27 protein-coding genes and 1 tRNA gene are annotated in these 25,443 nt (G+C 67.5%); 12 read left to right on the top strand and 16 right to left on the bottom strand.

From position 1 onward, the window contains the following. Positions 1 to 57 precede the first annotated feature (57 nt). The 4 genes from BWO91_RS06440 to BWO91_RS06425 form a co-directional block, all read right to left on the bottom strand. Positions 58 to 129: transfer RNA gene (locus BWO91_RS06440), tRNA-Arg, on the bottom strand. 25 nt (positions 130 to 154) lie between these two features. Beyond that, on the bottom strand, positions 155 to 652 hold the full coding sequence (locus tag BWO91_RS06435; RefSeq protein WP_079001921.1) for an HNH endonuclease: 498 nt from the start codon (positions 650 to 652) through the stop codon (positions 155 to 157). Between the two features lie 427 nt (positions 653 to 1,079). Further along, complete coding sequence (locus BWO91_RS06430) at positions 1,080 to 2,249, bottom strand: CHAP domain-containing protein (protein ID WP_167620446.1); 1,170 nt, start codon at positions 2,247 to 2,249, stop codon at positions 1,080 to 1,082. A 249-nt stretch (positions 2,250 to 2,498) separates the two neighbouring features. Next, entirely contained in the window at positions 2,499 to 3,200 is a 702-nt protein-coding gene (locus BWO91_RS06425; RefSeq protein WP_079001918.1) for a metal-dependent transcriptional regulator, read from the bottom strand. A 143-nt stretch (positions 3,201 to 3,343) separates the two neighbouring features. Between BWO91_RS06425 and serC the strand changes: the two genes are divergently transcribed. Then, on the top strand, positions 3,344 to 4,456 hold the full coding sequence (gene serC, locus BWO91_RS06420; RefSeq protein WP_071261172.1) for a phosphoserine transaminase: 1,113 nt from the start codon (positions 3,344 to 3,346) through the stop codon (positions 4,454 to 4,456). Positions 4,457 to 4,542: 86 nt separating this feature from the next. Here the strand turns inward: serC and BWO91_RS06415 are convergent, their stop codons facing one another. Then, entirely contained in the window at positions 4,543 to 5,250 is a 708-nt protein-coding gene (locus BWO91_RS06415; protein ID WP_079001916.1) for a DUF3027 domain-containing protein, read from the bottom strand. After that, positions 5,243 to 5,626 (bottom strand): cold-shock protein, encoded by a 384-nt coding sequence (locus tag BWO91_RS06410; protein ID WP_064296559.1) that lies wholly within the window; start codon positions 5,624 to 5,626, stop codon positions 5,243 to 5,245. Before BWO91_RS06410 ends, BWO91_RS06415 begins: the two co-directional genes overlap by 8 nt. Before the next feature lie 135 nt (positions 5,627 to 5,761). Between BWO91_RS06410 and BWO91_RS06405 the strand changes: the two genes are divergently transcribed. From BWO91_RS06405 to BWO91_RS06380, 6 genes are all read left to right on the top strand, one after another. Next, positions 5,762 to 6,037: a hypothetical protein gene (locus BWO91_RS06405; RefSeq protein ID WP_064296560.1), complete on the top strand. Its 276-nt coding sequence runs from the start codon at positions 5,762 to 5,764 to the stop codon at positions 6,035 to 6,037. A 5-nt stretch (positions 6,038 to 6,042) separates the two neighbouring features. Beyond that, positions 6,043 to 7,878 carry a helicase-associated domain-containing protein gene (locus BWO91_RS06400; protein ID WP_079001911.1) on the top strand — a complete coding sequence of 612 codons (1,836 nt, stop codon included), beginning with the start codon at positions 6,043 to 6,045 and terminating at the stop codon, positions 7,876 to 7,878. 51 nt (positions 7,879 to 7,929) lie between these two features. Beyond that, positions 7,930 to 9,573: a DNA repair helicase XPB gene (locus BWO91_RS06395; protein ID WP_079001909.1), complete on the top strand. Its 1,644-nt coding sequence runs from the start codon at positions 7,930 to 7,932 to the stop codon at positions 9,571 to 9,573. Positions 9,574 to 9,619: 46 nt separating this feature from the next. Next, positions 9,620 to 10,309, top strand: coding sequence for a response regulator transcription factor (locus BWO91_RS06390; RefSeq protein WP_056007716.1), 690 nt, complete (start codon positions 9,620 to 9,622; stop codon positions 10,307 to 10,309). A gap of 10 nt (positions 10,310 to 10,319) precedes the next feature. Continuing rightward, positions 10,320 to 11,984, top strand: a complete 1,665-nt coding sequence (locus BWO91_RS06385) for a sensor histidine kinase (RefSeq protein ID WP_079001907.1) — start codon at positions 10,320 to 10,322, stop codon at positions 11,982 to 11,984. Positions 11,985 to 12,137: 153 nt separating this feature from the next. Next, on the top strand, positions 12,138 to 12,428 hold the full coding sequence (locus tag BWO91_RS06380) for a WXG100 family type VII secretion target (protein WP_079001905.1): 291 nt from the start codon (positions 12,138 to 12,140) through the stop codon (positions 12,426 to 12,428). A 70-nt stretch (positions 12,429 to 12,498) separates the two neighbouring features. On the opposite strand, the gene BWO91_RS06375 is transcribed toward BWO91_RS06380, so the two are convergent. From BWO91_RS06375 to BWO91_RS06355, 5 genes are all read right to left on the bottom strand, one after another. Next, positions 12,499 to 13,500: a hypothetical protein gene (locus BWO91_RS06375; protein WP_167620445.1), complete on the bottom strand. Its 1,002-nt coding sequence runs from the start codon at positions 13,498 to 13,500 to the stop codon at positions 12,499 to 12,501. A gap of 355 nt (positions 13,501 to 13,855) precedes the next feature. Beyond that, positions 13,856 to 15,475, bottom strand: coding sequence for a chaperonin GroEL (gene groL / locus BWO91_RS06370; RefSeq protein ID WP_064296567.1), 1,620 nt, complete (start codon positions 15,473 to 15,475; stop codon positions 13,856 to 13,858). Between the two features lie 204 nt (positions 15,476 to 15,679). Then, positions 15,680 to 15,883 (bottom strand): cold-shock protein, encoded by a 204-nt coding sequence (locus tag BWO91_RS06365; RefSeq protein ID WP_064296568.1) that lies wholly within the window; start codon positions 15,881 to 15,883, stop codon positions 15,680 to 15,682. Positions 15,884 to 16,168: 285 nt separating this feature from the next. Beyond that, complete coding sequence (locus BWO91_RS06360) at positions 16,169 to 16,741, bottom strand: LytR C-terminal domain-containing protein (RefSeq protein ID WP_079001901.1); 573 nt, start codon at positions 16,739 to 16,741, stop codon at positions 16,169 to 16,171. A 21-nt stretch (positions 16,742 to 16,762) separates the two neighbouring features. Further along, the gene (locus tag BWO91_RS06355) at positions 16,763 to 17,065 is read right to left on the bottom strand and encodes a DUF3263 domain-containing protein (RefSeq protein ID WP_064296396.1); all 303 of its coding nucleotides are present in this window, start codon (positions 17,063 to 17,065) and stop codon (positions 16,763 to 16,765) included. A 223-nt stretch (positions 17,066 to 17,288) separates the two neighbouring features. On the opposite strand from BWO91_RS06355, the gene msrB reads away from it, so the two are divergent. Together msrB and BWO91_RS06345 are read left to right on the top strand one after the other, a co-directional pair. Continuing rightward, a complete protein-coding gene (gene msrB / locus BWO91_RS06350; RefSeq protein WP_064296397.1) occupies positions 17,289 to 17,708 on the top strand; it encodes a peptide-methionine (R)-S-oxide reductase MsrB in 420 nt (139 codons plus the stop codon). Continuing rightward, positions 17,705 to 18,253 (top strand): nitroreductase family protein, encoded by a 549-nt coding sequence (locus BWO91_RS06345; RefSeq protein ID WP_079001898.1) that lies wholly within the window; start codon positions 17,705 to 17,707, stop codon positions 18,251 to 18,253. The genes msrB and BWO91_RS06345 overlap by 4 nt, the downstream gene beginning before the upstream one ends. A gap of 41 nt (positions 18,254 to 18,294) precedes the next feature. Here BWO91_RS06345 and BWO91_RS06340 read toward each other — a convergent pair whose 3' ends face one another. Next, the gene (locus BWO91_RS06340; RefSeq protein WP_153303406.1) at positions 18,295 to 19,251 is read right to left on the bottom strand and encodes a DMT family transporter; all 957 of its coding nucleotides are present in this window, start codon (positions 19,249 to 19,251) and stop codon (positions 18,295 to 18,297) included. Positions 19,252 to 19,667: 416 nt separating this feature from the next. Here BWO91_RS06340 and BWO91_RS06335 point away from each other — a divergent pair, with 416 nt between their 5' ends. Beyond that, a complete protein-coding gene (locus tag BWO91_RS06335) occupies positions 19,668 to 20,942 on the top strand; it encodes a tyrosine-type recombinase/integrase (protein ID WP_079001895.1) in 1,275 nt (424 codons plus the stop codon). Between the two features lie 6 nt (positions 20,943 to 20,948). Here the strand turns inward: BWO91_RS06335 and BWO91_RS06330 are convergent, their stop codons facing one another. Both BWO91_RS06330 and BWO91_RS06325 read right to left on the bottom strand, forming a co-directional pair. Continuing rightward, positions 20,949 to 21,404, bottom strand: a complete 456-nt coding sequence (locus BWO91_RS06330; protein ID WP_153303405.1) for a hypothetical protein — start codon at positions 21,402 to 21,404, stop codon at positions 20,949 to 20,951. Next, positions 21,397 to 21,750: a hypothetical protein gene (locus tag BWO91_RS06325; protein ID WP_153303404.1), complete on the bottom strand. Its 354-nt coding sequence runs from the start codon at positions 21,748 to 21,750 to the stop codon at positions 21,397 to 21,399. Before BWO91_RS06325 ends, BWO91_RS06330 begins: the two co-directional genes overlap by 8 nt. Positions 21,751 to 22,518: 768 nt before the next feature. On the opposite strand from BWO91_RS06325, the gene BWO91_RS06315 reads away from it, so the two are divergent. Both BWO91_RS06315 and BWO91_RS06310 read left to right on the top strand, forming a co-directional pair. Further along, positions 22,519 to 22,761, top strand: coding sequence for a hypothetical protein (locus tag BWO91_RS06315; RefSeq protein ID WP_079001888.1), 243 nt, complete (start codon positions 22,519 to 22,521; stop codon positions 22,759 to 22,761). Positions 22,762 to 23,316: 555 nt separating this feature from the next. Then, the gene (locus BWO91_RS06310) at positions 23,317 to 23,571 is read left to right on the top strand and encodes a hypothetical protein (RefSeq protein WP_153303403.1); all 255 of its coding nucleotides are present in this window, start codon (positions 23,317 to 23,319) and stop codon (positions 23,569 to 23,571) included. Here BWO91_RS06310 and BWO91_RS06305 read toward each other — a convergent pair. Beyond that, positions 23,568 to 25,007, bottom strand: a complete 1,440-nt coding sequence (locus BWO91_RS06305; protein ID WP_079001885.1) for a hypothetical protein — start codon at positions 25,005 to 25,007, stop codon at positions 23,568 to 23,570. The genes BWO91_RS06310 and BWO91_RS06305 overlap by 4 nt on opposite strands. Before the next feature lie 3 nt (positions 25,008 to 25,010). Continuing rightward, positions 25,011 to 25,433, bottom strand: a complete 423-nt coding sequence (locus BWO91_RS19625; RefSeq protein ID WP_153303402.1) for a hypothetical protein — start codon at positions 25,431 to 25,433, stop codon at positions 25,011 to 25,013. Between the last annotated feature and the right edge of the window lie 10 nt (positions 25,434 to 25,443).

The raw sequence follows: 25,443 nt of genomic DNA, 5'->3' as shown, positions 1-25,443 counted from the left end.
CGCAGCCCTACCCGACATGCGAAGCCGTGCTCGCCTGGACGGCCGCACCCCGGACAGTGCCCCTGGAGGGACTCGAACCCCCAACCCTTTCCTTAGGACGGAACTGCTCTTCCATTGAGCTACAGAGGCTGACCCGTCGAGTGTAGCCGGTCGCTCAGGCGGCGGGCGCCAGGTACTGCTCCCAGTCGGGCTCCGAGCGCTCGACGCCCCGCACCATCCACTGCGAGCCGTGCGGCGTCCCCGGCGAGACCCGCAGGCTCCAGTTCATCTCCATCGGCGTGCGGTCGCCCTTCACGTTGTTGCAGCGCAGGCAGCAGGCCACGAGGTTCTCCCAACTGTCCACACCCCCGCGCGAGCGCGGCTGCACGTGGTCGATCGTCGTCGCCGCCTTCCCGCAGTAAGCGCAACGGTGTCCGTCGCGGCGCAGCACGCCGCGGCGTGTCACGGGCACCCGGCGGGCGTTCGGGATCCGGACGTATCTGGTGAGCAGGATGACCGACGGCCGATCGAACGAGCCACTCGTCGCCACCACGGGATGCGAGGAGTCGATCTCGACGACGGTCGCCTTGTGATGCATCACGAGCACGAGGGCCCGCTTGAACGAGACGATCGCGAGCGGCTCGTAGCCCGCGTTCAACACCAGTGTGCGCATGCACGTTCCCTTCCGAAGGGCCACGACGGCTGCCGCGACCGGTCGACGATCATCACCTGCAGCGTCCCTGACGCGGCGGATCGAGTCGTTTCCGGGGAACAAAAAAGGGCACTGTCATGACGACAGCACCCTCTTGACCCACGGCGGAGCCACGGCACGCTTGGCTGGAATGCCGCAGCACGTAGAGGCCGCGACCATTCGCGACCACGTGGCGACGTATAGCGTGCATCAGCTCCTGAACCTCTCCGAGTTGCAGAGCACCAGATTAACCCACACCGACCGGATTTCCGCACGTTGCAGGAGAATTCCCCTCCGCGCCACCTCGGCTTCGGACGACGGACACCGCTCGGTCGCGAACGGTCACCGCGTACGACGACGAATCGCGTCCCTCCGACGGAGGGACGCGATCCAGGTCGAGCGGGTCGGATCAGCCGACGCCCGGCGGGTAGAGGTAGAGCGCCACGGCGCTGGCCGCGATGGTGCGCGTGTTGTAGCTGTGACGTGCGGATCCCCAGTTGTACTCCTCCAGGGTGACCGTCCCGTCGGCGTTGACCGACTGCACATAAGCGACGTGGTTGTAGTTGAACCAGGCGACGGAGCCGGCGATGGCGTTGGTCCCCTTGTTGTACTGCCACGAGTCGGCCCAGCCGTAGGCGCTGCTCGGCGGCAGGCCGTTGCCCCAGGTGAAGGCCCAGTTCCCGTTCGGCGTACCCGCGTCGCGGTTGAGTCGCCAGGCGACGAAGTCCACGCACTCGCGGTAGTAGTACCGCAGCGGCGAGAGCCCGCCGCCCTCGTCGTCGGTCGCCTGGTCGAACCAGGGGTAGTCGTCACCGGCCTGACGTGCGCCCACGGTGATCGAGTAGGTGGCGTTGCTGGCAGCTGCAGCGGCGTCGAGCTGCCGCTGGCGCTCGGCGAGCTCGTCCGGCGTCGTCGCGCTGTAGAGGTCGCGGGAGATCGGTGCGTCGGCCACCTTGTCGGAAGCGACGACGCTCTGGGCACCGGAGGCCTTCAGCTGCTCCGAGGCGGACGTCCCGTACTCGGTCTGCGCACTGCTGCTCGCCGCATAGGCAGGGAGGGCGACGGTGGCGACCAGTGCCGGCACGAGGAAGGCCATGGTGGCGACGCCGCGGACGGAGCCGGGTCGGGCTCCGGACGGCTTCGGCTTGCGTACGGCGACCGTCGACGCGGACGGCTTGACCGGGGGCTTGCTGCGGGCGACGCGATCCGCACCGGTGCGGAGCGGAGCGACGGTCGCGAGCGAGGCGTCGGTGGCGGACGTCACGGTGAAGGACTGCGGGGCCGTCGGCTCCGGTGCGGCGGGCTTCGTCAGCGGCCGCTGGTCGACACGGACCTCACCGGTCGTGACGGCGGCGTCGACCTCCTCGACCACGGCATCGTCGAGGACGATCTCGGGGTGGTCGACGGGTGCGTCCGGAGCGACCTCGGTGACGAGCGCGTCGTCTGCTTCCGTCTGGGACGGGGTGGTCGCCTCCGCCTGCTTCGCGGCCTGCTCCTGGAGTCGGAGCTGCTTCCGGGTGAGGGGGACGTTCGGGGTCGTCTCGGCCTGGTCGGGGCCGCTCTCGCCAGCTGCAGTCAAGTGGATTCCTCCGGCACCCCGCATGAGCGACGACGATCGCGGTCGTGCGATCGGCATGGCGCAGCCCCATCCGACGATTGATGTCGGTTCGTGTGGCCGAGGGACGGGCTAGGGGGTGCCTCGGTCGTCTTCCTTGAGCCAGATCATGGCCTTCAGGACGAGTGACAGCCTACGGGTTACCCCTCAGAAAGTCACGTTTCGATCACGGGAAAACGGGCACATGAGGGAATCCTCATACGCGTCTCATGCTCACGCGGCAGGGGTCTCCACGAAGATGTGCGTCGCGAGCTCGTTGGGCAGCTCGAGGCCGCCCTCGACACCGTCGATGGTGACGAGCACGTAGCCGCCCGCTGCCGCGAAGGTTCCCGCGCGACCCGGCATGACGCCGGCCTGCTTGAGCTGCAGGAGCAGCTCGGGGTCGACCTGCGCCGGTTCGCCGAGACGTCGGACCGTCGCCGTGACCGGCTCGGTGCGTCCTTCGACGAGACCCACGATGTTGATGACGCCCTGCGAGAAGGCGACGGCGGGGCTGTCGCCGAACTCGTCGAGTCCGGGGATCGGGGTGCCGTACGGCGACTCGGTGGGGTGGTTGAGCATGTCGAGGAGCTTGCGCTCGACCTGCTCGCTCATGACGTGTTCCCAGCGACAGGCTTCCTCGTGGACGAACTCCCACTCCAGGCCGATGACGTCGCTCAGGAGGCGCTCCGCCAGGCGGTGCTTCCGCATGACGTGGACAGCCTTGCGACGGCCCGGTTCGGTGAGCTCGAGGTGCCGGTCCCCCGACACGACGACGAGTCCGTCGCGCTCCATCCGACCGACCGTCTGCGAGACCGTCGGTCCGGAGTGCCCGAGGCGCTCGGAGATCCGCGCACGAAGCGGGATGATGTTCTCCTCCTCGAGCTCCAGAATGGTGCGGAGATACATCTCTGTGGTGTCAATCAAATCGGTCATCGACGCCCTCCCTGCCCGATTGCACGTTCCCGGTAAGCCTAGTGCGCGGCGGCGACGTTCCCGCGCCAAGCCACTCCGCCCCGCGTGGACGCATCCGGCTGCGTGGCACGACGCCATGAGGCCCCCGCCTCTAGAATCGCCGTATGCCGGAGATCACGATTCCCACGTCCCTTCTGCCCGCCGATGGTCGATTCGGCTGCGGCCCCTCCAAGATCCGACCCGAGCAGATCGCAGCGCTCTCCGAGGCCGGCCTGTCCCTCCTCGGCACCTCCCACCGACAGGCTCCCGTCAAGCAGCTCGTCGGCCGTGTCCGCGCCGGCCTGGCCGAGCTGTTCCGCGCTCCCGAGGGCTACGAGATCATCGTCGGCAACGGCGGCTCGACCGCGTTCTGGGACGCCGCCGCCTTCGGCCTCATCGAGCAGCGCAGCCAGAACCTCGTCTTCGGTGAGTTCGGCGGCAAGTTCGCCAAGGCGGCCGGCGCCCCGTGGCTCACCGCCCCGGACGTCCGCGAGGTGCCGGGTGGATCCCGCATCGATCCCGAGGTGGTCGAGGGCGTCGACGTGTACGCCTGGCCGCACAACGAGACCTCGACCGGTGTCATGGCCCCGGTGCGACGCGTCTCCGGCGACGCCGGTGCACTCACGGTGATCGACGCGACGAGTGCCGCCGGTGGTGTGGACTTCGACGCGAGCCAGGCGGACGTCTACTACTTCGCACCGCAGAAGAACTTCGCATCCGACGGCGGCCTGTGGTTCGCCCTGTGCTCCCCCGCAGCGATCGAGCGCATCGAACGGATCGCCGCCAGCGGGCGTTACATCCCGGAGTTCCTGAGCCTGAAGAACGCGGTCGACAACTCCCGACTCGAGCAGACGCTCAACACGCCTGCCTTGTCGACGCTCGTGCTCCTCGAGGAACAGATCTCGTGGATCAACGGCAACGGCGGCCTCGCCTGGGCGTCGGCACGGACGGCCGAATCCTCAGGCGCCCTCTACGAGTGGGCCGAGCGCACCTCCTACACGACGCCGTTCGTGACGGACCCCGACCACCGCTCGCAGGTCGTCGTCACGATCGACTTCGACGACGCCATCGACGCGGCGCTGGTGGCGAAGACCCTGCGGGCGAACGGCATCGTCGACACCGAGCCCTACCGCAAGCTCGGTCGCAACCAGCTGCGCGTCGCGACCTTCACGGCGATCGACCCCGCAGACGTCCGTCAGCTCATCGCGAGCATCGAACACGTCGTCGGGGCGCTCTGATCCGCCTCCCCCGCTGAACGCCGAACGGGCGGTCGAATCCTCTCGAGGTCCGGCCGCCCGTTCGTCTGTCGCGTGGTGCGCGAGTGCTACTCGTCCTCGAACCGGTCGTCGTCCTCGTCGGAGTCGTCTTCCTCGTCGGAATCGTCCTCGTCGTCCTCATCGGAGTCGTCGTCGTCCGATTCATCGTCGTCGTCGTCGGAGTCGTCCGACGCCGCATCGACGTCGTCCTCGTCGTACTCGAGCTCGATGCCGTCGCGGTCCCGGTCGCGGGGATCCCCGGACAGCGCGACGTCGTCGTCGAACTCGTCGGTGTCATCAGCGTCGTCGAGCGCGTCGTCAGCCGCGGCAGCGGCCGCGGCCTCCTGCGCGGCGCGGTAGTCCGCGAGGCGCTCCGACCACGGCACCCACTGCGGAGCCAGCAACGCGCCGTCACCGGGCATCAGCTCCGTCTCGAGCACGTTGGGCGCGGCGTCGTCGGCGGTCCGCGAGAGCGTCACCGTCCAGAACCATCCCGGGTAGCCGGCCATCGTGTTCGCGAACAGCAACGAGACGACGTGATCGTCGACCACGACGTGCCCGGCCGGCTCACCCACCGTGCTCGCGGGCGTGATCTCCTGCAGCGCTTCACGCGCGAGCTCGACGGCCGCGATCAGCGTCTCGTCCGGCACGGGTGCCGGGGTCGGCTCGCCGTCGGCGCCGTCGTCCGAGCGGTGCTCGTCCGACAGGGGTCGGGCGTCCGCGTCGGCCGTGACGTCGCGATCCTCGGCCGGTGTCTCCTGGCCCGCGTCAGGCATCCAGCTCGTCCGCGACCTTGCGCAGCACGGCAGCGATCTTCTTGCTGTGGCTGCTGTTCGGGTACTTGCCGCGGCGCAGGTCGCCACCGATGCCGTCGAGGAGCTTCACGAGGTCCTCGACGATGATCGCCATGTCGTCGGCCGGCTTGCGCTTCAGCTTGACGAGGCTGGGCGGAGCCTCGAGGACGCGCACGGACAGCGCCTGGGCGCCGCGCTTGCCGTCGGCGATGCCGAACTCGAGCCGCGTCCCCGGCTTCACGCCGGCCGTGCCCGCGGGCAGTGCGGAAGCGTGCAGGAAGACCTCCTGGCCGTCATCGGAGCTGATGAAGCCGAAGCCCTTCTCCTCGTCGTAGAACTTGACCTTGCCGGTGGGCATGGGAACCTCGCTGTGTGTCGTGCGCAGAAATGCAGCGCCGTGCGGTGATCGCGCAGGACGCGCGATCGAGAGGACCATCGGTCCTCGGCCCCCAGCCTATTCGGTGCAGCAGCCGCGTGCCTCTATCCTGGGAGCGTGACTGATGAGCAGACGCCGAGCATCTCGCGGCCCGAACGGATCCTGGCCTACATGGTCGTGACGATCGTCGCCGTGTCGATCGCCGCGTTCGTCGCGGTGATGGTCGGCACCGCCACCGGCCTCGAGCAGGGCGACTTCGCCGTCGGCGCCTGGCCGGTCGTGACGATCCTGCCGCTCGTCGGACTCCCGATCGCCTTCCTGATGCTGATCACGCTCATCATCGTGGGTGCCGTTCGACGGTCCCGCGAGTCCCGCGGTCAGTCGCCGCGCTGACGACCATGGGCGAGGCCTTCGCGATCGCGCGCCGCCTCCGGGAGCTCCCGGACGACGCGCTCCGCAGGCTGACGCCCGACCGCAGGGCCTCCTCAGCCCGCATCGCGGACTTCTTCGACTTCGCCGAAGCACTGTCGGACGAGGCGAGCGTCGCCCGCCGGATGGCGCTGCTCGACCGGGACACCCTCGCCGTCCTCGCCGCCTCGCTGGACGGGACGGAGCGCCAGTCGCTCGCGACCACGCTCGGACGCGACGAGTCGGAGGTGGATGCCGCCCTGGAGCGGCTGCAGCAGGACATCCTGGTGCTGGACGACGGTGCCGGTCCGATCAGGCCGGTGAACGCGGTGGCCGCGGTGTTCGAGGAGTGGGCGGCGAGCGGCAAGCCCGGCCGTGCCGAACTCCAGCTTCCGGTCGAGGCGCCGACATCCCCCGTGACCCGACCATCACCCGACACGGACGCCCTCGCGAGCGAGCGTGCGGCCGGCGCCGTCGGCATCGTCGGCGAGAGCCTCCACGAACTCGACCGCGAGCCCGCCCGTCTGCTCGGCCGTGGTGCCCCGTCCATGCCCGACCTCAAACGGCTCGCGGCCGCGGCGGCGAGCACGCCCGAGGAGATCGAGCTCGCCCTGTCCGCGGCGTCGTCGGCCGGGCTCACCGATGCGATCGGCTCCGCCATCCGCTTGAGCGAGGTCGGTGAGGCCTGGCTGGCGTCGGCCACGGCGGAACGCTGGCTCCGTCTCGCGACGGCCTGGCGCGACGCGATCCCTGCCACGGTCCGCGATCACATCCTGACCGCGTACCGACGCGGTTCCGTCGATCTGGTCGAGGAGCTCAGCTGGTGGTACCCGTTGGCGGAGGACGCCGTCGTGGCACCGACGCGAGCGGTCGACGCCGTCGCCGAGCTGCTCGGGATCACCGTCGACGGGGCGACCAGCGGGTTCGGACGGCTCCTCGTCGACGACCACGCGGCCGACGCGGCCTCGGCGCTCGCGTCCATGCTCCCCGCCGAGGTGTCGCAGGTCGTCCTCCAGGACGACCTGACGGTCATCGCGCTCGGTCCCCCGACGGCGGAACTCGACGTCCGACTCCGGGCCCTCGCGGAACCGGAGGGGCGCGCCCAGGCGTCGAGGTACCGCATCACGACCGCGAGCGTCACCCGGGCCCTCGCCGACGGGGACACGGCCGAGGACCTGCTCGCGTACCTCGAGTCGATCTCCCTGACCGGCGTCCCCCAACCCCTGCGGTACCTCGTGTCCGAGGCCGCATCCCGATTCGGCCTCGTGCGCGTCGGGACGATCCGCGCGTCAGCCGACGCCTCGGCCGATCCTGGACGCAGCAGCTACATCCGCTCCGACGACGCTGGCCTGATCGCGGCGATCTCGGTCGACCAGAGCCTTGTGGCGCTCGGTCTCCGGCCGAGCGACGAGCACCGGCTCACCAGCCGGATCGAGGCGGCGACGGTCTACTGGGCCCTCCACGACGCGCGCTACCCGGTGGTCGCGGAGGACGACGACGGCGCCCCGCTCCGGATCCGCCGGCAGCCGGTCATGCGCGCCGCGGTCTCCGCTCCGGCCGCCTCGACGGAACCGGACCTGGTGTCGCGGCTCCGCGCCGACGACCGCGGGGACACGAGCAGCGCGTGGTTGTCCAAGCAGCTGGAGATCGCCGTCCGCGACCACACGCCGGTCACCGTGCAGCTGCAGCACGGCGAGCGCCGATCCACGTTCACGATCGAGCCGGTGAGTCTCGCCGGTGGTCGTCTGCGCGGTCTGGACCGGTCGGCCGACGTCGAACGCACCCTGCCGCTCGCGATGATCACCGAGGTCCGGATCGCCGGCTGAGCGCCCACTCAAGGGGGCTGCGCACCGGATCCGCCGGTAGACTCGACCGTTATGTCTGATGGACCACTGATCGTCCAAAGCGACCGCACCGTGCTGCTCGAGGTCGCCCACCCGCTCGCCGAGGACGCCCGCCACGATCTCTCGGTGTTCGCCGAGCTCGAGCGTGCGCCGGAGCACATCCACACCTACCGGATCACCCGTCTCGGACTCTGGAACGCGCGCGCCGCCGGGCACGATGCCGACCAGATGATCGAGACGCTGGAGCGGTACTCGAAGTTCTCCATCCCCGCGTCCGTGACGATCGACATGCGCGAGACCGTCAACCGCTACGGACGGCTCGTGATCGAGCGCTCCGAGGAGGGTGAGCTCGTCCTCCGCTCGACGGACCTCCCGATCCTGACCGAGGTGGCCGGCGCCAAGAAGATCGCGCCCCTGCTCATCGGGCACCCGACGCCGGACACCTTCCTCGTCGAGCCGTGGGCACGCGGCGCGCTCAAACAGGAACTCGTGAAGCTGGGCTGGCCCGCCGAAGACCTCGCCGGATACACGGCCGGCACGCCGCACCGGATCGACCTGGTCGAGGACGGCTGGCACCTCCGCGACTATCAGCAGCAGGCGGTCGACAACTTCTTCTCCGGCGGTTCCGGTGTCGTGGTGCTCCCCTGCGGTGCGGGCAAGACCCTGGTCGGCGCCGGAGCGATGGCGACGGCGTCCACCAACACCCTCATCCTCGTCACGAACACGGTGTCGGCGCGGCAGTGGCGCGACGAGTTGTTGAAGCGCACCTCCCTCACCGCCGATGAGATCGGCGAGTACTCGGGGCAGGTGAAGGAGGTCAAACCGGTCACGATCGCGACCTACCAGATCCTCACGGCCAAGCGGAAGGGTGAGTACGCGCACCTCGCGCTGCTCGACGCCATGGACTGGGGCCTCGTGGTGTACGACGAGGTGCACCTGCTCCCGGCCCCCGTCTTCAAGCTCACCGCCGAGCTGCAGGCGCGGCGTCGCCTCGGCCTGACGGCGACGCTCATCCGCGAGGACGGTCGCGAGGGCGACGTCTTCTCGCTCATCGGCCCGAAGCGGTTCGACGCCCCGTGGAAGGAGATCGAGGCGCAGGGCTTCATCTCCCCTGCTGCGTGCTTCGAGGTACGCGTCGACCTGCCTCAGGCCGACCGACTCACCTATGCCGCATCGGCCGACGACGAGCGGTACCGCCTCGCCGCGACCGCCCCGGCGAAGCTCGACGTCGTCCGGCAGCTCGTCGAACGTCACCGCGGCGAGCAGATCCTCGTCATCGGACAGTACCTCGATCAGATCGAGGAGCTCGCCGAGACGCTGGGAGCCCCGCAGTTGACGGGGGCGACGCCAGTCGACGAGCGCGAACGGCTCTACCAGGCCTTCCGCGACGGCACCGAGCAGGTGCTCGTCGTCTCCAAGGTCGCGAACTTCTCGGTCGACCTGCCCGAAGCGACCGTCGCCATCCAGGTGTCGGGGTCGTTCGGTTCACGGCAGGAGGAGGCGCAGCGTCTCGGCCGCCTGCTGCGCCCGAAGTCCACGGGGCTCACCGCGAGCTTCTACACCCTCGTGTCGCGCGACACCGTCGATCAGGAGTTCGCACAGAACCGGCAGCGCTTCCTCGCCGAGCAGGGCTACAGCTACACGATCCTCGACGCCCACGCCCTCCAGAACGCGTGAATCCGGCTCTCAGAAAAGTCTCAAGAAACGTGCAGATAATGGTGTCATGACCGGACCCCGCATCCTCATCGTCGACGACGAACCGAACATCCGCGACCTCCTCACCACGAGCCTGCGATTCGCCGGCTTCGCCGTCCGTGCCGTGGGCAACGGCGCAGCCGCCATCTCGGCGGTCCTCGAGGAGGAGCCAGACCTCATCATCCTCGACGTGATGCTGCCGGACATGAACGGCTTCGGCGTCACCAAGCGCCTCCGCAGCGCCGGTTACACGGCGCCGATCCTCTTCCTCACCGCGAAGGACGACACCGAGGACAAGATCACGGGCCTGACGGTCGGCGGCGACGACTACGTCACCAAGCCGTTCAGCCTCGACGAGATCGTGGCACGTATCAAGGCCATCCTCCGCCGGACGATGCAGGCCGACGAGGACGCGGTGATCCGCACCGGCGAACTGACGATGGACCAGGACACCCACGAGGTCCTCGTCGGTGACACCCCCATCGACCTCAGCCCGACCGAGTTCAAGCTCCTCCGCTACCTCATGCTCAACCCGAACCGCGTCCTGTCGAAGGCCCAGATCCTCGACCACGTCTGGGAGTACGACTTCAACGGCGACGCCGGCATCGTCGAGAGCTACATCTCCTACCTGCGCCGGAAGCTCGACCAGTTCTCCAGCGAGCCGCTCATCCAGACCAAGCGCGGATTCGGCTACATGCTCAAGGCCGGAAAGGCGTAGCCCCCACCCGATGGCCGATTCCCTGTCCACCTGGTGGAGCAGCGTCTCACTCCGGACGAAGATCACCGGGGTGACGGTGCTCGTCCTCGCCTTCGGTCTGCTCGTCGCAGGCATGGGGACGACCCCGCTCCTCAAGGAGGTCCTCACCCAGCAGGCGAACGACAGTCTGGTCACTGCCGCCAAGGGCAAGATCGTCGGTGAGATCTCCGAGGACGGTCAGCTCCAGCTCGACGCCCCCTCGACGCTGTTCGTCGCCGTGTACGACACGAACGGCGAACTCCGGGCCTCCTCCGGCTGGGACGACAGCATCGCTCCCGAGCACCCGGCGCACCTCAGCGCGAACGACGTCGCCGCGAGCGGGACCCAGATCTACACGACCACCAACGCGAGCGGCACGATCGTGTACCACGCGGTGTCCGTCCCGGTCACCCTCGACGGGTTCCGCACGGGAGCGGCATGGGTCGCCATCTCGATGCAGGGCACCGACAACACGATCGCGACCTACCTCACGATCTTCTTCGTCCTCGGCGTGCTCATCATCGTGGTCGGAGCACTCCTCACCCGGTGGTTGGTGACCGGCACGTTCGAACCGCTCCGCCAGGTGGAACGGACGGCCGCCGCGTTCGCCGACGGCGACTTCAGCCAGCGACTCGCGGGCTCGACGCCGAACACCGAGGTGGGGCGACTCAGCCGATCGCTCAACACGATGCTCGCGCGCATCGACCGCGCGTACTCCGATCGCGGGAAGACCATCGAGCAGATGCGGAACTTCGTCGGCGATGCGAGCCACGAGCTGCGCACCCCGCTCGTCTCCGTCCGCGGCTACGCCGAGCTCTACCGGATGGGTGCCCTCCAGACGCCGCAGGACGTGGCACAAGCCATGGAGCGCATCGAGAAGGAGGCCATCCGCATGGGTGCGCTCGTCGAGGACCTCCTCCAGCTCGCCCGCCTCGATGAGACGCGACCACTGAACGTCGCCCCCGTCGACCTGCTCCCGATCGCACGCGACGCCGCTCTCGACACCACCGCCCAGGCCCCCGGGCGCACGGTGCAGGTCGTCCGCGACGAACGCATGGTGCGAGCCGCCGACGACGACGCCGCCGAGACGCCAGGCGAGTCCCCAGCCGCTGCCGAAGCACCGGTCCAGACGAGCTCGACCGGCCCGATCTTCGGAGCGACGTTCAACCGCTTCCGGCGTCGGCCGAAGCCGTCCGGCGACGCCACCACGCCCGACACGAAGCCCAATGCCGAACCGTTGACCCTGGCCGTGCCGCCGATCGTCCTCGGCGAGGAGAACAAGATCCGGCAGGTCGTCACGAACCTCATCGGAAACGCCCTGCGATTCACACCCGCCGACAGCCCGATCGAGCTCGCAGTCGGCACGGACGCCCGCGCCGGGACCGCCAGCATCGCCATCGTCGACCACGGCGAGGGCATTCCGCCGCAGATCCGCGAGAAGATCTTCCAGCGCTTCTGGCGTGCCGACAGTTCACGGACCCGCGAGACGGGCGGCAGCGGCCTCGGACTGGCGATCGTCGCGTCCATCGTCGCTGCGCATGGAGGCACGGTCGACGTCACCGAGACCCCCGGTGGCGGCGCGACGTTCCGCGTGATCCTGCCGCTCGCCCCGTCGGCGGCCACGAGCCCCATCGTCATCGCGGGCCCTCCGGCCTGACCCGCCACCGGGCCTCCTCGACCCTCCTCCACAGGCGCAGGCTTGCCCCGGACGGCATGTCCGAGGTCTCCCTCGCCGGTTCCCGCGGGTGGTGAGCACCTACCGTCTCGGTAGTGGCGATGACAGGCATCGCCCGGACGAACGGAGTTCCCGATGGCCACTTTCCAGGTCGACAGCGACGCGGTCGAGCGCGCCTCCACGGCGGCACGCGTCACGATCGAACAGATCCAGAACGAGGTCGCCCGCCTGCACTCGCAGCTGGCGGCACTCGACGGGCAATGGACCGGCGCAGCAGCCGCTGCGTTCCACGGTGTCGTCGAGCGCTGGAGGGGCACCCAGCGTCAGGTCGAGGAGAACCTCGGCGAGATCAGCCGGGCACTCGCCGTCGCGGGCACACAGTACGCCGAGATCGAGCGGGCGAACGCCAGCATGTTCAGCGGGTGAGCGGCTGACCGCCGACGCGGTTCACGGACCTGCGTCGGCGGGCTCCCGCGACCTCCGGCGACCGTGGCGCTCAACGGCCGCTCAGGACCCCGGCCGCGGCAGCCTGAGCATAAGCCGTCGCTTGTGCGCCGAGCTCGGAGACCCCGTAAACCGGATCGGCCGAGCTCTCGTTACTGACATCGATGCGCAGCCAATGACCGTCGACCGTGAGGTGGACGCTGCACGACGAGAAGATCTCCGTCCGGCACTGCAGGAAGGCGTCGCGCGATCCCAAGCCGTCGAGCGCCAGGAAGCTGATGTCCGCACCGTCCTTCATCCGCGTCTCGACCAACTGCTCGTAGGCCCACTGCCCACGGGGCAGAGCGGTGAGCAGGCCGCGGGCCGAGTCGCTGTCCGGGAGCCCGAAGATGCAGTCCGGGACACCGAAATCGTCGGCGGCCCCTCGACTGGCCGAACCGCCCTTCTTCGGCGCCCACGTGTACACCAGTTGCTGGCCGAGGAGTTCACTCATCGTCGCCTCGGGCACGAAACCCTCGCACTCGGTCGGCAGGACAGCTGGCCCGGCCGTCGTGTCGCCCCAGTCGAAACGTGGCGCACTCGCCGTCGGCTCCAATGCGGTCCTGATCGATTCGACGAACGGCATGACCGCGGTCCGCGCCGCTTCGTCGGACTCGGCGACGTTGTCGGCTGGCCCATCGATCCTGACCTCCACCCAGCTGTCGCCGATGAGGAACTGCATGCTGCACACATCGAGCACGCGTCCGTCACCGGTGAAGCAGGAGAGCGGCGTGGAGTTCTCCCAGGGGCCAGGCTCGCCCGACGTCCAACCTTCGAAGAACGGCTGCCAGCGGGCTGACGCTTGCGGGAGCACCAGCACCTCCGCCCAGCGCTCGGTCCCGAGCGGAGAGCCTCCCTGAAGCCGATCACGGGGCTCCCCGTTCCCCCAACTGCACTGCAGTCCTCCGAGTGCCACGGGCGCCGTATTGATCGGTGTGGCGATGACGTCATCCGTGAAGGGAGGCTCGAGCACGACGGAGGGAGCGAGCGCCGAGCTGACGATGTCGGCTGGCACGAGGTCCTTGCACCCGAGCCCGTACGAACTGACCGGGGTCGTGGGTCCGGGGGCGGTGCTCGGTGTCGCAGAGGACACCGGTGTGGACGTCTCCGTCGGGGTCGGTTCGGCCGGCGTACACGCGCTCAGCCCCAGAATCACTACGGCGGCGATCGCCGCTCCCCCGATACGTCTCATAGCTCGATCATAGGAACCGTCACCTCGGGAGATATGCCATTCCGATCACGTCTCTACAACGACTGTTCGATCCATGCGCGACGAGCGCACAGGTCGAGGGTCCTCCCCGATGCGGGATGACGAAACGACGCAGGGCGCCTCCCGAAGGAGACGCCCTGCGCAGGTGTTGCTGTCGGACTTAGAAGTCCATGCCACCGGTCGGGTCGCCGGCCGGAGCCGGGTTCTTCTCCGGCTTGTCGGCGACGACGGCCTCGGTGGTGAGGAACAGGCCGGCGATCGACGCTGCGTTGAGCAGCGCGGAGCGCGTGACCTTCACCGGGTCGTTGATGCCGGCAGCGAGCATGTCGACGTACTCACCGGTCGCGGCGTTGAGGCCGTGTCCGACGGGCAGGTTGCGGACCTTGTCGGCGACGACGCCGGGCTCGAGGCCTGCGTTGAGCGCGATCTGCTTGAGCGGAGCGTCGATGGCGACCTTGACGATGTTCGCACCGGTCGCCTCGTCACCGACGAGCTCGAGCTTCTCGAACGCGGTCTTGCCGGCCTGGATCAGGGCGACGCCACCACCGGCGACGATGCCCTCTTCGACGGCGGCCTTCGCGTTGCGAACGGCGTCCTCGATGCGGTGCTTGCGCTCCTTGAGCTCGACCTCGGTCGCTGCACCGGCCTTGATGACCGCCACACCGCCCGCGAGCTTGGCAAGACGCTCCTGGAGCTTCTCGCGGTCGTAGTCGCTGTCGGTGTTGTCGATCTCCTTGCGGATCTGCGAGACACGACCGGCGATGGCGTCGGCGTCGCCGGCACCCTCGACGATGGTGGTCTCATCCTTGGTGATGACGACCTTGCGCGCACGGCCGAGCAGGTCGAGGGTGACGGTCTCGAGCTTGAGGCCGACCTCCTCGGAGATGACCTGGCCACCGGTGAGGATGGCGATGTCCTGCAGCTGAGCCTTGCGGCGGTCGCCGAAACCCGGAGCCTTGACGGCGACGGACTTGAAGATGCCACGGATCTTGTTGACGACGAGCGTCGCGAGAGCTTCGCCGTCGACGTCCTCAGCGATGATGAGGAGCTGCTTGCCCGACTGGATGACCTGGTCGACGATCGGCAGGAGGTCCTTGATCGCGGAGATCTTCTGGTTGGCGATGAGGATGTAGGGGTCCTCGAACACCGCTTCCTGGCGGTCGGGGTCGGTCACGAAGTACTGCGACAGGTAGCCCTTGTCGAAGCGCATGCCCTCGGTGAGCTCGAGCTCGGTGCCGAAGGTGTTCGACTCCTCGACGGTGACGACGCCCTCCTTGCCGACCTTGTCGATCGCCTCGGCGATGATCTCGCCGATGGTGGTGTCGCCGGCGGAGATGGAAGCGGTCGCAGCGATCTCCTCCTTGGTCTCCACCTCCTTGGCGTTGGCGATGAGCTCGACCGTGACGGCCTCGACGGCCTTCTCGATGCCGCGCTTGAGGCTGATGGGGTCGGCGCCTGCGGCGACGTTGCGGAGGCCCTCGCGAACGAGCGCCTGTGCCAGCACGGTCGCCGTGGTGGTGCCGTCGCCGGCGACGTCGTCGGTCTTCTTGGCGACCTCCTTGACGAGCTCCGCGCCGATCTTCTCGTACGGGTCGTCGAGTTCGATCTCCTTGGCGATGGACACGCCGTCGTTGGTGATCGTGGGGGCGCCCCACTTCTTCTCGAGGACAACGTTGCGACCGCGCGGCCCAAGGGTGACCTTGACCGTGTCAGCAAGAATGTTCAGTCCACGCTCGAGGCCGCGACGGGCCTCCTCGTCGAAAGCAATGATCTTAGCCATGTGTGTTTTTCGTCCCTCCCGGACGTCATGAACGTTGTTAGCACTCAATGAGTACGAGTGCTAAGTCGATTCTGGCACTCAGGGGGTGGGAGTGCAAGTGAGCACCGGAGCCCTGAGCGAACTCCCGGGAACCGCCCCGGAACGACGAACGACGCCGCCCACCGGAGTGGACGGCGTCGCAGGAATCGCGTGCCTGATCAGCGGCTACGCCAGGCGCACACCTTCGGCCTGGGGCCCCTTTGCTCCCGTGCCGACCTCGAAGACGACCGCCTGGCCCTCTTCCAAGGACTTGTAGCCGCTCATGTCGATCGCCGAGTAGTGGACGAAGACATCCTGTCCGCCGCCGTCGACCGTGATGAAGCCGAAGCCCTTCTCAGCGTTGAACCACTTGACGGTTCCGTTCGCCATTTCATACTCCCATTGCTGCGTGCTCTCGGCGCCCGACTGTTGCCGGACCCGGACCTGCCATCCGGGATCGGGATCCCGGCGGCCACCCTGCGCCGAAGCGGACCCGGGGGCGAGTCGAGACGGGACGGGATGAGCGGCCAATTCCAGATACTAATCCGGGGCACCGCGCGGATTCACCCCGAAATCGGCAAACGGGGCGGAGTGATACGACAACTCAACATGGAGGAAACACTCCGGAAACACGGCGAGCCGGCGACCTGACCGATCGACCTGCTCCAGCCGCGCTCAGGCGGCCGGCTGGTAGTCCGCGCCGACCACGACGACGATGCGGAGGACCGGTGCCTCGCCTTCCTCGACGGGGATCGCGTACGTGTCCGTGATCTGGATCGGGATACCGCCGAGTGCGTTCGCGATGGCGCGAGCGACGCCCTCCTGCGACGGATCCTGGTAGTAGACGCCGCTCGCCGTGACGTCCTCGGTGCTGGCGTCGCTCGTCGGGATCTGCTGCGTGAAGCCGGCGGCCGAGATCGCCGCCGCCGCCGATGCGGCGAGGCCGGCAGTGGGTGTGCCGTTCAGGACGAGGATGCTGGCCGCGGGGTCGACGACGGGGGCCGCCTCGGTCGGGGTGGGGGTCGGCGTGGGCGTGGCGCTCGGGCTCTGCGAGCCGCCGAAGAAGTCGATGCGGTCGTTCAGTCCGAACAGGGCGAAGGTGCCGATCCCAACAAGGACGAGCGTTGCGACGACGGCGACGAGGAAGGCGATCCAGCCGCGTCCCTTGGGAGCAGGGGCACGGTGTGCGCCGACGCGCTTGAGGTCGGGGACCTCGTCGAAGCGGTCGGGCGGGAAGGATTCAGCCATGGTGTGGTCTCCGGGAGCTGCTCAGCCGTCGGTGCGGGGAGCCGAGGCTCCTCGCGCCGAGAGTCGGGCGTCGCGGGTGCGCTGCAGCCGCTTGATCAGCATGGGGTCGTGGGCGAGGGCGGACGGCGAGTCGATGAGCGCGCCGAGCAGTTGATAGTACCGGGCCGGGGACAGGGCGAAGCGGTCGCGGATGGCGGCCTCCTTGGCCCCGACGTGCTGCACCCAATGGGACTCGAACTCGAGGATCTCGAGCTCGCGCGGCTCGAGGCCGCCCGTCGGCGTCGACGCCTCGTCATCGGCAGGCGTACGCGACGCTGACTGCATGCTCGTCTCCTGCCGATCGGTGCCGATGCGGCGACCGTGGAGTCGTGCTCCGGTCCGCCGTCCTCCAAGTCTATTCAGCCGATGGCCGCCGGGCCGCATCCACCCCGGCGAGGGCCGACGTTCACCGGGAAGGATCAGGCTCGGTGCAGTGTTATGGAATACGTCGGGAGCTGCATGCACGAGGCGGCCCCGCACGTAGGATGACCGAGACGAATGGAGCAGCATGACGTACGACGTGTCGAAGACCGATGAGCAGTGGCGCGAGGAACTCACGCCCGAGCAGTATCAGGTCCTCCGCGGAGCGGCGACCGAACGGGCCTGGACCGGTGAGCTCCTCGACGAGTCACGCGCGGGCCTCTACACCTGTGCCGCCTGCAACGCGGAGCTCTTCAAGAGCGGTACCAAGTTCGATTCCGGCTGCGGATGGCCGAGCTTCTACGAGTCCGTGAACCCCGAGGCGGTGCAACTCATCGAAGACCGTTCCCTCGGGATGGTGCGCACCGAGGTCCGCTGCGCCAACTGCGGCTCGCACCTCGGTCATGTGTTCGACGACGGCTTCGGGACGCCCACCGGTGACCGCTACTGCATGAACTCGATCGCGCTCAACTTCGCCGCGGCCGACACCGCCGAGCCGACGGAGTGACCGAACCGATCGAGCGCCCGGTCCTGGCCGCCGTCGCCGGGCGCCGTTCGTGGTCGAAGGTCACCGACATCGCTCCGAGTGACGCGGAACTCCTCGAGGTCCTCGGGGCGGCCGGTCGAGTGGCAGACCACAGCGCCCTGCGTCCGTGGCGGGTCATCACCCTCCGGGGCGACGACCGGGTGAAGCTCGGTCGGGCGCTCGCGAAGGCGGAAGGCGACTCGAAGCCCTCGACGAAGCCGCTCCGCGCGCCCCTGCTGCTCGCGGTCGTCGTGAGTGTGAAGAAGTCGAAGGTGCCCGCCTGGGAGCAGGAGGCGGTCGCGGCAGGAGTGGCCCACATGGTCAGCCTCCTGCTCGACGACGCCGGTTGGGGCGTGTTCTGGCGCACCGGCGGCGCGACTCGCGCCAAAGCGGTCCGGAAGGCACATGGCCTGAAGAAGGGCGAGGAGCTCCTCGGCTGGCTGTACGTCGGAGGGAAGCCGGGTAACGCTCGCACGGGGCGTCGCAAGACGTTCGACGCGAAGGCGCACCTCAGCTCCATGCCCTGAGGACGGAGTCGCTCACGACATCCGACCGATGACGGCTCGACTCAGTCGGCGGACGACGATGCCGCGGGACGACGCCTGAACCGCGCCGATGCGATCGCCACGGCGGCGAACGCGAGGAGCGTCCCGATGACGGTCGCGACATGCACGCCGTCATCGTCGGTGGGCAGGAGCACGTCCAAAGCGAGCGCGCTCAGGGTCTGACCCGCCACCGTGCCGAGCCCGAGGATGAGCACGCCCGTGTGCTGGACGAGGAACGCGGCCACGGCGATGAACACGCATCCGATCGGGCCGCCGAGGTAGAGCCACCACTCCCCCGGGAGCGGACCGGGCGGCGCGACGATGATCGCGTGCAGCACTGCGGCGACGACCAGCACGACCGTCCCGACGATGAAGTTGATGAACGTCGCGGCGAGCGTGCTCTGCGCCCGCATCTTGACTCGACCGTTGACCGCCTGCTGCCAGCCGATCCCGATCCCGGCGAGCAGCGGCAGGATGAGGAGTCCGAGCGGGATGCTCCCCCCGAGCTCGCCCGAGACGGCGACGCCGACCGCGACGAGGGCGACGACCGCCCCGAGGACGCGCTGGACGCTCAACCCGACGACGCCTCCCGGGCCGAACCCGATCCGGTCGAGCACCAGCCCGCTCGCGGTCTGGCCGGCGACGACCGCGACCGTGAACAGGGCGACGCCGAGCGCGGCGGCGGTGAGCCCCTGCGACAGCACGAGGAAGGCGCCGGCGCAGCCGCCGAGCACCGTCCACCAGGGCATCTCCCGGCGTCGGACGGCACCGATCACCGTGGCGAGCCCGCGACGGCCGGTACGGGAGACGGCGAGTCCGACCGTGAGGATGATCAAGCCGCCCCCGAAGGAGATCGCGGCGGCGGTGAACCCGTCACCGAGACGCGCACCGAGCTCGCCGTTCAACCGGGCCTGCACCGCGATGAAGGCGCCACTGACGACGGCGATGAGGAGCGCGAGCGGTGCTGGGAAACGGGTCACGGGAGGGTTCCTTCCAATGAGGAACCGCCCACTCAGCAGGCTGAGCGGGCGGTTCTCGGCTGGAGCCGACGACGGGACTTGAACCCGTAACCTACGCTTAGCAGGCGGGCTTTACGTCCGGCACGTTAAAGTTCGTTCTTTATATGCCTGACCAGCCAATTTCACTGACACAATCGGGCTCCGATGTACGACAGTCTACGCCGATTTCCGTGCCGTTCTGCGCCAAAAACCACGAGTAAATCACGAGCGATCGGCCGCATTAGACCCCCCTGTTGAGTCAGTCACTGCGCTCCGCCTAGATCTGAACACCGGCAGTTCACATCTGGACAGCCCGTCCGTTCCGGCCCAGATGGCGCACTTGGGAGGACGCCCGTCGCCCGCGTAGAGTCCTGTCAACCCGAGGGTCAGGAGAGCGGATGCGGGCAAAGGGTGAAGGGTCTGTCTTTCAGGATTCGCGGGGGTACTGGTGTGTCTCGATGGAGCTACCGCCTCTCAACGGCAAGCGCCGACGCAAGCTGATTCGGTCGAAGGACCGGGCCACGGCCGAACGGAAGATGACTGAATTCAGGGTCGCAATGCAGGCTCGCGGCGAGGTTGCGCTTGCCGACCCCACCGTGGAGGACTGGTTCCGGTACTGGATGACGACGACCGTGGTCCCAAACGTTCGACCGACCACTCGCCTTGGGTACGCGAACATCATCGACAAGCACATCGTGCCGGTAATCGGGCGCACGAAACTCGACAGTGTGACGGCGGCTCAGGTGAGACGCGTCGGGGATCGCATGGTTGACGAGCTCGGATTCGCGCGCAGCTACAGCCTCTACGCATACCGGGTCATGTCAGCCGCGTTCGAAGATGCCGTTCGGGAACGATTCATCACGTTCAACCCGGCGAAGATGATTCGTCCACCTCGGAAGCCGCACGTTGAGCTCGAGGCATTGACCGCCGACGAGGCTCGTGCGGTGTTGCAGCGGCTGAGGCACGACGAGACATGGGGCGCTCGCTGGGCGACGTCGATCCTCACCGGCGCACGTCGCGGCGAGGTCATCGGGCTTGAGTGGGACCGAGTGACCGATGTGCTCGACCTGTCATGGCAGTTGCAGCGCTTCCCCCTCGACCGTACGACCACTCCCCCGAAGCTGATTGCGCCGGCGGACTTCGAGTATCGCCAGCTTCGCGGCGGCCTGTTCCTCACCAGACCGAAGTCGAAGGCCGGGTGGCGCATCATCCCCCTGGTCGAGCCACTGCGGTCGATCATCGAGGCTCACCGGGACTCCTCGCCACCGAACAAGTTTGGTCTCGTCTTCTCCGACGACGGCCGCCCGATTGATCCTGATCGAGACTCGAAAAGATGGCGAGAGTCGCGGGCCGGCTACGGCATCACGAAGAACGTCCGTCTCCACGACCTTCGCCACACGGCGGTCGACCTCATGTACGAAGCCGGCGTCCCCGAGGACGTCATCGTCGAGATCATCGGGCACTCTGCACGCTCGATGAGTCGTGCGTACAAGTCACTCGGCAACCGACCTCGCCTGACTGACGCGATGGAACGGTACTCCGAACAGCTGCGAGAAGTGTCTATCGATGCAGCCCCTCGGTGCGGGTCCTGTGGCGGGTCAGTCATCGAAGCGGGGAGGGCATGGCGATGCACTTCATGCTCGATGCGGTACCTTCATGAACCGACTGCCTAGGTCGAATTAGGGAGCGTAGAGACAATCACGCTCTAGCGCGTAGTCGCGCAGCTTCCGTGCCCTTTTGGCGGTCTCGCCTTTCGTTGCGCAGGCCTGGAAGCTGATAGATGCATGATCGGCAACGTTCGAAGCCAGCGCATCGTCAAGCGCTGGTAACGAGGCAGCCGCCGCCTCGCCAACACCCACACCCCAGGTCCCCGCGGATTCGTATTCTTGAGCGATCCAGCGCTCGTAGGCCGCCTGAGCCCCGACGCGTTCGCGCAGCGTTGAGAGGAGGTTATCGTGACCTGGCCCGGGGATGAACGCACCCTTCGACAAAACGCCCAGCTGGAAGTGGGTCGGATGAACCTGCCGGAGAAGAACTTCGTCCATGTCCTCGATCTCGACGACCGACGGGATGACATCTATTTCATCTTCTGCGTCTGGCGACGGCGGGCCAGAGTTAGATTCAGCCTCAGTCATTCCAGCTGCCGTGTTGCAGGAACTGCTTCAACTCAGCAACGGCGAACGGACGCTCGACTTCCGCAAGCTCGTCGGTCTCCGTGTTGTCAACGCAAAGAAACAGCTGACCGTTTGACTCAATCTCAGCAGTGAATTCACAACCATGACGGGCCCACTCGATCATCACGCCGCCACCCCACGAGGGAACGACCTGCCGGCCCGCAAGATCAGCACCGACCATGAGCAACTTGCCGAGAACTTCCGTTTTCGGCGCGACGCTTCCCGGCCCGAGGAATCCATCCTCAAGGGCCCGGAGTTCAGAAACGGTGGTCATAACGGCCTCGGGAAGCTGATCTGCGTCGGGCACGACGCTACTGTGCACACTAGACGAGACGGCTGGGGAAGCGCTAGACGCCCCCGACCTGGCAGTGAAGCTGTACCCCCGAACACGGCGCTCGGTTTTCTTGGCGGGCACGGGTGCACCGCTGTCGAGGATGACCACCTCGTAAGTGACGTGTCTTGAAGTCGAGGCACCTGCCGCTCCTGCCGACAGAACCAGCGCAGCAGAAGTACCTACAGTTAGCGCCACTTTCTTGAAAGTAAGAGGGCTATTCATTGGGCAGGGTGAGCCACCCCCGGCTCGCCCCTCCCCTCCGACTCAGTTTGGTCCTTCGGTTCAGCTGCACCCGCAGTCTGCAGCCAGTTGCTCAGAACCTCTGAAAACTCCTGAAGCCGCTCGCGCGTAACAGCGAGACGCGCGACGGGAGTAATCGGGAGCAACGCACCGGCGTGCTGCGCTTGAACCTGGGGGTCCGCCACGTCCCCGAGGACTAGAGGTGGATTCAGGTGCCCAAAGGTCAAGTAGATCTGATCGCCTGCAGCTCCGTCGTGCATTGGCACGTCCGGCTGAATCACTAGCTGATTGACCAGTTGCACAGGAGCCGTCGGATCCCAGAGCCACTGTGTTCCGAAGGTGATGCCAGCCTCTTCAGTCATGACGATGATTATGGCATGACTCACACACCCGTCAGGGCTCCGTAACCCTCGGGTTGAGACAGCGTCTGCGGCCCAACCTACGATCGTGCTCGTGGCCCGTACTCGACCTATCCGCTTCGACCTCGACACTTGGTTGTGCATGCGCAATGACCCGGTGCACCCGAAGGCCATCATCCAACGCCGGCGCGACGGCCGCGGCAACGACGTGTTCTTCGTCCTCCGCTGGGACCCCGACCCCGGCGCCCTCGTGCTCATGGGGACCACGCCGACGTTGGAAGGCGCGGATCTGATGGTGCGGTGGGATCTCCCGTCCAAGCGCGACGGGAGGGACGGTCCGCCGAATGGGATCGACGGGGACGGAGTGCAGCGGCGACGCATGTAGGGGCGAGAGGACCCGGTATGCGCCGCTGCCCGCGGAACCTAGTGGCGGCGATGTCGCTGAGGACATCCAGCAGGTCATCGAGAATGTCGTCCTTGATCAGCGGATTGCAACGAAGTTGCCGACCGACAAGGCCAGCCCGACCAGACCTAACACGATGCCGACCCAACTGACGACTGTGCGTCTCGACCCCTTCGGCAGCCATCCAGACAGCGCGACCCCACAAGCGGCAAGGATGGCAGTGCCACCATCCCATAGGCGCCCCTCTATGAAGCCAGGGCTCTCAGGTCTCAACCCTGCGAGAAGTGCGACTATGGCCACGACAGCAAAAGCTCCGAGAACGGCGAGCGCCCAGTTCGAGGGGCGGCCGTCATTGATTGGCGCTGGCGCTGGCGCTGGCGCTGGCGCTGGCGGATGGTCTTCGTTGGACATTCGCTCAGTCAAGCAGCTTCACTGTCTCAAACACCATGTCGTTAGCGAGACGCACTAGAACGAAACACAAGAAAACCCCCTGGCTCGCTCTGTAGAGCGAGCCAGGGGGCCAGTAGGGTGTTGCGCATGGACAGTCGGTCACCAGGGCAGCGGAGAGTCGACGACCTGACCGAGAAGATCTGCGGTTGGGGCTTCCTGGCTGCGGCGTTCGTCTGCTTCATGACCGGCATGATGGAAGTCGGCTGGTTCGGGATGCGAGACTTCGGCCCCGTCACAGTCGGGGCCTTCTACGTGGCCCTCGTGTGTGGCGCGGGTTGGCTCACAGGCGTGTACAACCGCGACGAGGCGAAGCGCCGCGGCGACCACCCACCCACCGACTAGACAAGCGGGAACTGCAAGCGTCCCTGCAACGGAGTCGACGTCACACGCGCAGTGAAGCCAGACGCGGGGAAGTTCGCCCCCGCGATCGCCAGCGACTGACCTGAAGCGCCCACCGTCACGGTCCCGATACTCGCGCCGTCGAAGTTCCGCGTCGTGCCGATGCTGACGACACCGATGGTTGACTCGGCCGCGTATCGCGTCACGAGGCAGACCACTGTCCGCTCGAAGTTCGGGCCGCGCATGTCCACGACGGCAAGCCAGGTGCCGCCGCCTGTTGCGTAGGCGCGCGTGAGGTTCGCCCCGGTGGTCAGCTGGTACTTGACCTCGTCCGGTGTCTCCTGCAGCGTGACGCTTCCGTCTGAGTTCAGCTGGTAGCGGTCGACGAGCGTCATCCCCGTACCGAGCTGCACACCTTCGGAGATGCTGCTGAGAGAACCGGCGTGACGCCAGCGTCCGGACGACGAGTATCCGAACAACTGGTGCACCTTGGTCGAGGTCGTCTCCGTGCGGATCGACCCGATCGTGTTCACGTGCTGCGTCGACTCGTTCAGCAGGAACGGCACACCCTCGGTGCGGAGGAACAGCGTGACGTCCATCGGCGAGTGGTACAGCCGGCAGCCAGCACCGACCTTGATCATCGGGCCGGGCGCAGAGGTGCCCTGGTTGAGGATCACGTCGCGGAACCCGACACCGTGGAACGAGTCGTTGCCCGTTCCCCGGCGGAGCTCCATCGGCAGCGTTACCGACGTGGCGAACTCGGAGTCATGCATGACGTTGAACTCCGAGAAGTTGCCCGTCCCGTTGTTGTTCAGCAACCAGCCGATCGCGAGGTTCTTCATCCACACGCGGTAGATGTTCACGCCGCCGCAGCCCCGGAGCTCGATGCCGATACCGCCTGCACCCTCGATCGACATGTCCTCGATGACGCCGCCTGACAGCTGCCCGGATCCACCCCGGAGGAGGATAGCGGTGCCGCCGCCGGTGACCTGCAGGGTGGTGAGGTTGCGGCCGAAGCCGCGGATGATGGGCTGGTTGAACCCGGACGGACCGACAAGGCCGGTCGTCAGGTAGGTGCCCCGCTGCAGGTAGAGGGGCACGCCGGTCGCGGTCGCCTTGGTGACGAGATCCTGCAGCACGGCGGTGTCGTCGCCGCCGGACGGGGCCGGCGCGAGGAGCAGGTACCGCTGGTCGAGGAACTGCCGCGTGGGGGTTGCGTTCGTCACCTCGTTCTTCACGGCGTTCGCGGTGGGGATGACGTTGGCGCCGTCGTCTCCGCGGTCGCCCTTGTCTCCCTTGAAGCTGCCGAGGTTCTTCTCCTCGCCGTTGTAGCGCTCCAGCACGACGTCGTCGGTCTCCCGGCGGAAGTCGATAACCGTCTCGGGTGCGATGGGGCCGGTGTCGCCCTTGAGGTTCGAGATCGGGATCTTCGTAACCATGTGTCATTCCCCAATCAGGTAGAGCATGTTCGTGGAGCCGACGTACAACCAGTCGCCGGGTTTCGCGCCCTCAGGCACAGGATCTGTTTCGAGCTCGACGTACCAAATCTCCCCGTACCCGAGAACGGGTGGGAGCAGGTCCATGTAGAGGACGGATGCTTGGTCGGGGATCGCCACTCGCCGCACCGAAGCTCGACCTCGCAGGGCCTCGATGATGACGACCGCAGTGCCAGGTGGTGACGGCGGCATGGTGAACGGTCCGCCATCGAGGGCGACAATCTCGCCACCGCGCACTGTCGCAATCGCCAGAGCCTGAGTTGCCGACCCCGCAGCCGACGCGAACGGCACCTCCTGTCGGAACTCGAGGCGTCCGTCTGCTGGTTGGCCGGCTGAATCCGGGACAGGCCCGGTGATGATCGTTGCCACAGTGGGCCTC

Source organism: Plantibacter flavus (assembly GCF_002024505.1).
Classification (GTDB): Bacteria; Actinomycetota; Actinomycetes; order Actinomycetales; family Microbacteriaceae; genus Plantibacter; species Plantibacter flavus_A.
This window is presented reverse-complemented; position numbering and strand designations above follow the sequence as displayed.